Genomic DNA, 9,415 nt, shown 5'->3' with positions numbered 1-9,415 from the left:
GTCGGTTCCATTCACTCGCGGACACCTTCGTGCAGTCTCGATCTCGGTCCGGCCAAAATTTCCTAGTGTCAGAACGTAGAAACGTTCGAGGACACTAGGGAATTACCGACCTGGTTCGGGTCAGGCTGCCCGCGCCGGACACACTCGACCGGCCGCCACCTGCCGCCGACTCCCGGAGGGCCCCGTGCTCATCCGACTGCTCAGGACGTGTGTTCGCCCCTATCGGACCGCGGTCGCACTGACCGTGGCCCTGCAGGTCGTTCAGACGCTCGCGCTCCTCATGCTGCCCACGCTGAACGCACAGCTCATCGACCGTGGGCTGCTGGCCGGGTCGCTGGAGGGGATCGTATGGCTGGGCATGGCGATGCTGATCGCCGCGGTGGTCCAGCTCCTCGCGCGGATCGGCGCCGAGTACTTCGCCGCGCGGGCTGCCACGGGAGTGGGCCACGACCTGAGATCGGCGATGTTCCGCCACGTGCAGCGGTTCTCCACCCACGACATGGGCCGCTTCGGCACGTCCTCACTGTCCACCAGAACGCTCAACGATGTCCAGCAGATCCAGACCGTCACGGGCGACGGGCTCAGTAGCATCGTCACCGCGCCGATCATGTGTGTGGTGAGCGTGGTGCTCGCGCTGCACCAGGACGTCCCGCTGTCGCTGGTCGTGATCGTGCTGATCCCGGTGACGACGGTCGTGGTGGCGGTGATCCTGACCCGGATGAGCCGACTGTACGACCGCATCCAGGTCGGCATGGACAACATGAACCGGCTGTTCCGCGAGCAGATCAGCGGCGTACGCGTGGTGCGAGCGTTTGTGCGGGACGCGCATGAGCAGGAGCGCTTCGACGCGGTGAACACGGAGTTGTTCCTGCTGAACCGAAGGGTTCGCCGGCTCGCGGCCAACATGTTCCCGCTGGTGTGGCTGCTGGGCAACGGATTCACCGTCGTGGTGGCGTGGATCGCCGCGAAGAGGATCTCCTCGGGAGCGCTGGAGGTCGGTGCGCTCAGCGCGTTCCTCGGGTACATCGTGCTCGTACTGACGTCGATGGTCATCGCCATGTACGTCATGCTCACGGTCCCGAGGGCCGCCGCCGCGGCGCGGCGTATCCGTGAAGTACTCGACACCGAGCCGGAGGTAGCCCTGTCGTCGCGGCCTGTCGTGGCCCGGCCCCGGCCGGGTGACCTGGATCTGCACGGCGTCGGGTTTCGCTATCCCGGCGCGGAGGAGCCGTTCCTGCAGGACATCGACCTGGTCGCGCGGCCGGGCCAGACCGTGGCGGTGATCGGCGGCACCGGCAGCGGAAAAACCACTCTGCTGAACCTGGTGCTGCGACTGTTCGACGCCACGTCCGGAACGGTGCTGGTGGACGGGGTCGACGTACGCGACATGGACCCGGATGTCCACAGTCGTTCGGTGGGCCTGGTGCCGCAACAGCCCTACCTGTTCGCGGGAACGGTCGCGTCCAACCTGCGGTGGGGCAACGAGAACGCCAGCGACGCGGATCTCTGGCACGCGCTCGAGATCACCCAGGCACACGACTTCGTGGCGGCGATGCCGGGCGGCCTGCGAGCGGAGATCACCCAGGGCGGTTCGAACGTCTCGGGCGGGCAACGTCAGCGGCTCGCCCTCGCCCGGACCCTGCTCCGCCGGCCCGGCATCTACCTGTTCGACGACTGCTTCTCCGGTCTGGACGCCTCGACGGACCGGGCGCTGCGCAGCGCGCTGGCGCCGCAACTCGCCGACGCGACCGTGGTGATCGTCGCGCAGCGGGTGGGCAGCATCGAGAACGCCGACCTCATTCTCGTGCTGGAGGAGGGCCGCGTGGTGGGCCGGGGCAAGCACCGGCAACTGCTGGCGGACAACGAGACATACCGGGAGATCGTGCGCTCCCAGCTCAACGACGTGGAGGAGGCTGCATGAAAGAGAAGAAGCGAGTCACCCATGCGAAGGGCACGTTACGGGCGATCGCGCGGCTCCTGCGGTCGCATCGGCTGGTCCTCACCATCGCGCTCCTGGTGAGCTTCGCCGGAGTCGTGGTGAACACCGTCGCCCCGCTGCTCCTCGGCTACGCCACCGACCTGATCGTCGCCGGCGTGGCAGGCCAGGCGACGCCGGCGGGGCTGACGAAGGCAGAGGCCCTGGACCAGCTCCGCGCGGAGGGCCGGACCACCCTCGCGTCCGTGTACAGCACGGTCGACTTCCTGCCCGGTCACGGTATCGACTTCGCGGCGGTGGCATCGGTGCTGGTGACGGTGGTGGCACTGTACGCGGGCGGGTCGGCCGCGAACTTCGCGCAGGAGAGGATCGCGGCGAATGTCGTGCAGGCGGTCGCCCGGGACGTGCGCCGACGGGTGGAGGAGAAGCTGGCCAAGCTGCCTCTCGGTTACTTCGACGGGCAGCCGCGGGGCGAGCTTCTCGGCCGCGTCACCAACGACGTCGACAACATGCAGCAGGTGCTCCAGCAGACCCTCAGCCAGCTGGTCACCGCTGTTCTGTACGCGACCGGGCTCACCGCGGTGATGTTCGTGATCTCGCCGCCGCTGGCGGCCCTGCTGCTGGTGAGCCTTCCCGTATGCGCGGTGATCGCGGCGAAGCTGAGTGGCCGGGCACGGCCGAGGTTCGCCGAGCAGTGGGCCGCGACAGGAGCCCTGGCCACACACGTCGAGGACATGTACAGCGGCCACACACTGGTGCGGGTGTTCGGACGGCAGACTCTCAGCGAGGCGGAGTTCGACAAGCACAACAAGACGACGTACGAGTCGGGCCGGGCGGCGTCGTTCCTCTCGGCGACCGTCGAGCCCGCGCTGATCTTCGTATCGAACCTCAACTATGTCGCCGTGGCGGTTGTCGGTGTGCTGCGGGTCTCCACGGGCGCGTTGTCCATCGGCGAGGTGCAGGCGTTCCTGCAGTACGCCAACCAGTTCAGCAACCAGGCCGGCCAGATCGGCTCGGTGGTCGGCAGGTTCCAGTCCGGTCTGGCCTCGGCCGAACGTGTCTTCGACTTCCTGGACGCCGACGAGCAGTCGGCCGACCCGGCTCATCCGGTCACCCCCGGCAACGTCGCCGGACAGGTGGAGTTCCAGGACGTCGGGTTCCGCTACACGCCGGACCGCCCGCTGATCGAAGGCTTCTCCCTGTCGGTCCGGCCGGGAACGACGGTCGCGATCGTGGGACCGACCGGCGCGGGCAAGACCACACTCGGCAACCTTCTGATGCGCTTCTACGAGCCGGACTCCGGGCGGATCCTGCTCGACGGAACGGACATCGCGACGATGAGCCGTGAGGATCTCCGCTCGCGCACCGGCCTGGTGCTCCAGGACACGTGGCTGTTCGAGGGAACGGTGGCGGAGAACATCGCGTACGGACGCCCGGGTGTAACCCGCGAGAAGATCGTGGCCGCCGCCAAGGCGATGCGAGTGGACCACTTCGTGAGAACCCTTCCGCACGGCTACGACACCGTGCTCGACGAGGCAGCGGGCATCAGCGCCGGTGAGAAACAGCTCATCACGGTGGCGCGGGCGTTCCTCGCCTCTCCCGCCGTGCTGATCCTCGACGAGGCGACGAGTTCGGTCGATACCCGCAGCGAACTGCTGGTACAGAAGGCTATGGCGGAGCTGCGCCGGGGACGAACCAGCTTCGTGATCGCGCACCGGCTGTCCACCATCCGCGATGCGGACCTGATCCTTGTGATGGACCAGGGCCGAATCGTGGAGCAGGGCACCCACGACGAGCTGCTCGCCGTGGACGGCGCCTACGCCCACTTGTACACGTCCCAGTTCGTCAGCACGCTGCGCCTGTAACGGCGAACCACCACGGTCGTCTACCAGGTGACCTTCAGCTCGGGCATGGCCGAGAACAGTTGTTCCGCCTCGCTGTTGAGCGTGTCGAGCGACACCGAGAGCCGGAGGGTGGGTGCCCGCTCGAACAGCGTCGCGTAGACGCTGCGCAGCTCCATCCGGGCCAGTGGCGCGCCGAGGCAGTGCCAGATGCCGTGCGCGAACGCCAGGTGCGAGTTGGGCTCGCGTGTGATGTCCACGGCTTCGGGATTCTCGAAGACCCGGGCATCGAAGTTGGCGAGCGCGAAGTCCGGCAGCACAAGGTCTCCGGCCCGGATCGTCACCCCCGCGATCTCGATATCCGCGTTGGCGTAGTGGGGCTGCGCTCCACCACCGTGGCTCGCGGTGCGCAGCGTCTCCTCGACAATCGGCTCAATCAGCTCGGGGTCCTTGATCAACGCCTCACGCAGCGCGTCGTCGGTGGCCAGCCGGGCCACACCGAAGCCGATGTGTGTGGCGACGCTCTCGTGTCCGGCGAACAGCAGCATGACGATCAGCGTCGCGATCCGCTCGTCGGTCTGTCCCGCGGCGACCAGCCCCGAGATCATGTCCTTCTCCGGTGCGGCGCGGCGCCGCGCCGCGATTTCGGCCAGGTATGTGTCGAGGGTGGCCTCAGCGTCCCCCGCGGCCATCCCGCTCAGCAGCCGGCCGACCAGTTCCTGGTCGGCCACGGGAATGCCGACCAGCTCACACAGCACACGCATGGACAACGGCCGCGCCAGCACCTTCTGCACGTCCGCGGGGCGTTCGCCGCCCAGCATCGCGTCAACCAGTTCCGCCACGGCCCCTTCGACCTTCGGCTGGATCGCCCGCATGGACGCGCGCGAGAAGTAGGGCGTGAGCAGCGACCGAAGCTCGGCATGGTGCTCGAATTCCGTCATGATCTGCTCGAACACCGGGCTCGGCACGTACTTCGGCGCATTGCTCGGGTCGGGATGCGAACGGCCCAACCGCCGGTCGACCAGGAGCTTCTTGACCTCCGGAGCACCCATCACCAGCCAGGCTTCGTCGCCCGCGTAGGTCCGGACCTTCCAGATCGGGCGCTCCGCCTGCATCGCCCGCAGTTCCTCATTGACTCCGAGCAGCGGCGCGGCCAGGGATGCCATCTGGGGAATGTCGTCTTCGGCCATAGTCATGGCTCGCGTCCTTTCCGCGTGAGGGCAGGTAGCACCGGAAGAATGACGCCGTCCCCTGCTGGAATTCCCTAGACAATCGCTTCAGTCGGCAGGCGCCGCCTGAACGACAAACCCACACAGGAACGGATAAGAATCGAAAATACTTACCGAAACCAGGCAGCCGTCGAATCGCTCAAGTCATGCACATGCCCAAAGTGTCAACCGCGCGCTCCGGGGCAACCTGAAGCAGCATTGGACAAACCCTGGGCGGGCCCCGTTCCGAGCAGAAGTGAGCAGCGAAACCTGATGCTCGACCGTCCGCACTGGGGCGTCTTGACAAGACAGTTTCCACCGAACAGTCTGGGCAATTATGTAAAGCGAAGCCATCGAGCGATGGCCCGATCTGCCGTCTCGCCGGGGGTGTTATCAGGGCTGCCGCAGGCAGAGAGAGGAGCAGAAAAAGGAGCTGTCGACCTGCGGGATCGGCAGAATCGATCAAGGTGTCCGCGGCCCGGCGACCTCAGGACCGCGAGGTCCGGCGGACGCCCTCCGTCAGCACCCTGCCCAAAAGCGCCCGCCGGAAACGGCATTGGCGCAGAAGATCGGCAACGCGCCCTGGGAGCGGTGAGTTCACACCGATCCCGATACCTCAAACCGTGAAGTCCGCCTGCCGTATCCCGCTGCCCTGCACTGGTGTCCCCGGACAGGGCGGGAGGAACACGGACAGGAGATGCCGGCTGAAGGGGCCGCAACAGGCCGGACAACTTCTCCGGGGCCGAGAGATGAAGACGACAAGAACAGTCAGGAGATCAATGATCGGGATCCCCCATCCCGTTCGGTGCGCCGGGCGGTCCGCACGACGCAGTAAGGGTCGAATTATTCACGGCCCGCTCCCCGGAATGAACAGGATTCCCCCGACCGGCAGGACAGCCGAAACCAACGTCGCGCCGGGAGAATTCGAAGAGGTATCCGGCGCACCCGTGCAGTACGGCGTGATGTCGGGCAGGAGAAACCAAGGAGAACAACGCCGCACCCGTGCCGCGCCGGAGCATACGGACAGAAGCCGGCCGTGGGGCCGGGCGGGGGTCGGGAGTGCCGTGGCGGGACGGGTCCTGTCGCAGGAGCCGGAGTCACGGCCGGCCGGAAAGGACGGCAAAGCCGACGGCGGGGCGAGGCAGGCCGGGTGATCCGGGCGCCTCGGGCCGGGAAGTTGCGCGAATCACGGGTTCGGCTCTTCCTGCCACCGCCGGACACGCCGGGCACGCGGAAAAGGAGGGACCGAAGCGGAACGTTCACGGCGGATCTGTCATCAAGGAACGTGAAGACCTACGTCGTACGCGGCGGGGTACCGGGCCAATGGGACGAGGTGGAAGCGGAATTGCTCGGCACCGCCTTCACCCGCGCGACCGGGTCGAGCGCCGCGGTGACCGGACACGACACGTGTCCCTCCTCGCCGGGACTCGCCGCAGCCTTCGCCAGGTGCAAGGACCGGTGCTTCCTGGCCGACGAGTGGGCAGTGCCCTTCTCACCCTCTGCCGTCACCGCGCCCATCGCCCGGCGGCAACCGGCACACGACGCCCGGACGAGTGTCGCCATCCACAACACCATCACCTGCCGGGGCCGCCCCGGCCGCGCACGGCACAGCGTGGCCCCTCACACCGTCATGCGCGGTACACGGCATCCGGCACGGCCTGTCCTGTCGTCACCGGCACACCGCCCTTGGCAGACCCCCACCTCGCTCTCGCCCGCCACACGGCAGGCACCGACGGAGGGCGTGTGAAGGCACATCCGCCGGACTGGTCAACCTCGGTCCCGAAGACCCTTCGCCCGGCTTCGGAAACGGCCGTTGCCACGGAAATCCTTGGACAACCGTCTCGGAAGCGGTCCCGATGTCTCGTACACCACCAGATCGTGAGCGCCATCCGCCGGCGCCGTCATGCCTTTCACGAGAGCGGCGACACCCATGAACAACAATGAACCGCGTGGCACGGAATTGACCTACACCCCGCCGGCCACGGCGAAGCGGTACCTGGAGGGCAGCGAGATCTTCCAGTCGATGTTCGAGCAGGCCGGACTCTGTATGGCGATGCTGGACGGTGCGCTGTGCCTGCGTGAGGCCAACACCGATTTTCTCACACAGTTCGACCGTAAACCTCAGGACAGTTACGGCCGTCCATTCCTTGCGTTGCTGCATCCGACGGTACGGAGATTTATCGATGGTGAGCTGGCTTCGCTGAGAACAGGCGAGCGTGATCGCGTCCATACACAGATCATCGCTGTCAGACGGGACGGCGCACTGCTGTTCGGCGATCTGATCGCCGTCTCGGTTGTCAAATCGAGTGGCGAATTCGACTCCATTCTGGTACTGGTCAGCCATACTTCCCGGGTCGGCAAGGCACAAGCCATTGTTCAGCGTGGAATGCTGCTCACTCCGATGGACGCCAAGATTCTTGAGGGCGTCGCCGCCGGCCTGTCCACCACCAAGCTGGCGGTCGCTCTGCACATGAGCAGGGGCGGAGTGGAGTACCGCGTAACATCTTTGATGCGCAAATTCAAAGCCCTCAACCGGACCGAACTGGTCTCCAAGGCATACTCCATGAGCTTATTAGGCACGGAGAGTTGGCCGCCCGCCGTCCATCCGGCATACGTGGAGGTATGAGGACGGACGGGAACCGGGGGAACGCGGCCCGCAGGGCCACGTGTGGGCAGTTCCATCCATCCCGGATGTGGGCCGGACCTGCGTCCGGCCCACATCCGGGGTACGAGGCGTCCGGAAGGCCCTCCGGGCAGGAGTGTTTCTGTCTCAGCCGGCTCCCGGACACCCCGCCTTGCGGAAGCCGGAGTCAACGCAGGTGCGCCTGCTGCACCCTCGGTGGCCAGCTGCCGCTGTTGAGAATGCCCATCGCGTAGGCACGCGAGACCAGAGCCGGCCGGTTGGGCACACCGAGCCGTCGGAGCATGGCGCTGACGTGGTATTCGACACCCTTGCAGCTCAGGTACAGCTGACTGGCCAACTGTACGGTGGAGGCGCCGGCGGCGAGCCCTTCGAGTATCTTGGCCTCCGCCTCGCCCAGCAGAGCGGACTGGGCACCATCCGGCTGACACACGGCGGGCGCCGGGGGGACTTGAAGCAGCACGAGAAGCGAGCTGTCGCACTGGACGTCGGTACGCACCCTCAACGCCGTCAGATTGCCGCCCGCGCCATGACATGAGCGGGGGACCTTGACGTACTCGGTAAAACGCCCGGTGCGACCGCGGCTGAGCTGGTCGAGGCCAACCCGTAGTCGGGAGCGGCTATCGGGGTGCACGAGTTCGGCGAACTCAACATCGTGTAACTGGGAGTTGTTCTGGTCGAGCAGGGCCAGCAAGGCATCGTTGGCCTGCCGGATCCGTCCGCGTGGGTTCAGGGCCGCCATTCCGACTCCGGAGCGCTCAAACAGGGAGTCGAACATGGCAGCCGACCGGAACGGCGTCCATTGGTGTGTACCAATGTACTGGGGTTCCGCGTGCGGATGTTCCGTCCGATAACTGCTCTTCTCGTGCATCCCGTTCCTCACAGAAGGTTCTTCGGACGGCTGCGCCAGGCTCGTCAACATTGACTGAGGGCCTACCGGTCCTTGTTCCGTAGTCTGTCTTCCCACAGTCTGACATCGTTGTCGATGCGGGACCACACGGCACCGCGGGCCGCGAACAGCACCACAATCAGGACAGTGATGTCCGGTGCCGCCGCCCAGACTAGAGAAAACACCTCTGGAGTAACACCGTCGATTCGGCCTGGTTACGAGCCCGTGGCGCCTTCAACAATCGGTTCACCGTGGGAAATGGGGGAGTTTGCTTAACTGGGACTGAACTCGTGATGCCGGTGGCCGAGGGCGGTGAAGGCAGCGCGGGAGAGCCGGACACGCCGCACGGCCGTCACATCGGCCACCGTCCGGCGCAGGCGGTGGATCAGCCGCAGGCCGATGGCTGAATTTGTATCGGCCGGCGATGCCGAGGGTCCGGGCCCCGGTCGTCGCCGGTGCCGGCCGGGGAGGTACCGTCCCCTCGTGGATCCGCTCACGTTCGACTACGAGAACCTGCATCTGCGTGTGGACCGGGGGGTGTTCGAACTCTTCCCGCTGGACGGCATCGAGTACGGGTTCCGGGTGCCGCTGCGCTGGCTCGGGGCGCTGGTGCTCTACAAGAAGCCGGACAGACCCGGTGAGCTGATCCTCGGTGTCGTACGGGATCCGGACACCGTTCTCTACGGCACCGACCGGCTCGCCTTCCGGTACCGCAACACGCAGGCGGTCCGCGTGCCGCCGGGCGACGAGCCGCTGTTCCGCGCGTACTTCACGGAAGTGGCGGCGCTCGCCGGCCGCCGGGTGCTCTGACCAGGCCCTAGTGCTGTGACCGGGAAGGTTCACCGGGTTGCTGGTCGCGGTGGCGGGGCAGGCTGGTGCCGGTTGGATGTTGCTGTGACG

At 66.5% G+C, this 9,415-nt stretch carries 6 protein-coding genes and 1 pseudogene; 5 read left to right on the top strand and 2 right to left on the bottom strand.

Features of this window, described 5'->3' with window-relative positions:
* Nucleotides 1-184: 184 nt before the first annotated feature.
* The gene (locus tag DVK44_RS33985; RefSeq protein WP_114664453.1) at nucleotides 185-1,921 is read left to right on the top strand and encodes an ABC transporter ATP-binding protein; all 1,737 of its coding nucleotides are present in this window, start codon (nucleotides 185-187) and stop codon (nucleotides 1,919-1,921) included.
* A complete protein-coding gene (locus DVK44_RS33980) occupies nucleotides 1,918-3,801 on the top strand; it encodes an ABC transporter ATP-binding protein (RefSeq protein ID WP_114664452.1) in 1,884 nt (627 codons plus the stop codon). Before DVK44_RS33985 ends, DVK44_RS33980 begins: the two co-directional genes overlap by 4 nt.
* Before the next feature lie 20 nt (nucleotides 3,802-3,821).
* On the opposite strand, the gene DVK44_RS33975 is transcribed toward DVK44_RS33980, so the two are convergent.
* Nucleotides 3,822-4,973, bottom strand: coding sequence for a cytochrome P450 (locus DVK44_RS33975; RefSeq protein ID WP_114664451.1), 1,152 nt, complete (start codon nucleotides 4,971-4,973; stop codon nucleotides 3,822-3,824).
* Between the two features lie 1,297 nt (nucleotides 4,974-6,270).
* Between DVK44_RS33975 and manB the strand changes: the two are divergent.
* Both manB and DVK44_RS33965 read left to right on the top strand, forming a co-directional pair.
* Nucleotides 6,271-6,432: pseudogene (gene manB / locus DVK44_RS37455) on the top strand (phosphomannomutase/phosphoglucomutase); the annotation flags it as partial.
* Between the two features lie 483 nt (nucleotides 6,433-6,915).
* Nucleotides 6,916-7,611: a helix-turn-helix transcriptional regulator gene (locus DVK44_RS33965; RefSeq protein ID WP_162794208.1), complete on the top strand. Its 696-nt coding sequence runs from the start codon at nucleotides 6,916-6,918 to the stop codon at nucleotides 7,609-7,611.
* A gap of 184 nt (nucleotides 7,612-7,795) precedes the next feature.
* On the opposite strand, the gene DVK44_RS36580 is transcribed toward DVK44_RS33965, so the two are convergent.
* Complete coding sequence (locus DVK44_RS36580; RefSeq protein ID WP_228447486.1) at nucleotides 7,796-8,497, bottom strand: helix-turn-helix transcriptional regulator; 702 nt, start codon at nucleotides 8,495-8,497, stop codon at nucleotides 7,796-7,798.
* 501 nt (nucleotides 8,498-8,998) lie between these two features.
* On the opposite strand from DVK44_RS36580, the gene DVK44_RS33955 reads away from it, so the two are divergent.
* Entirely contained in the window at nucleotides 8,999-9,325 is a 327-nt protein-coding gene (locus DVK44_RS33955; RefSeq protein WP_114664448.1) for a hypothetical protein, read from the top strand.
* The last annotated feature ends 90 nt before the right edge of the window (nucleotides 9,326-9,415 follow it).

This window comes from Streptomyces paludis (assembly GCF_003344965.1).
In the GTDB taxonomy this organism is placed as follows: domain Bacteria; phylum Actinomycetota; class Actinomycetes; order Streptomycetales; family Streptomycetaceae; genus Streptomyces; species Streptomyces paludis.
This window is presented reverse-complemented; position numbering and strand designations above follow the sequence as displayed.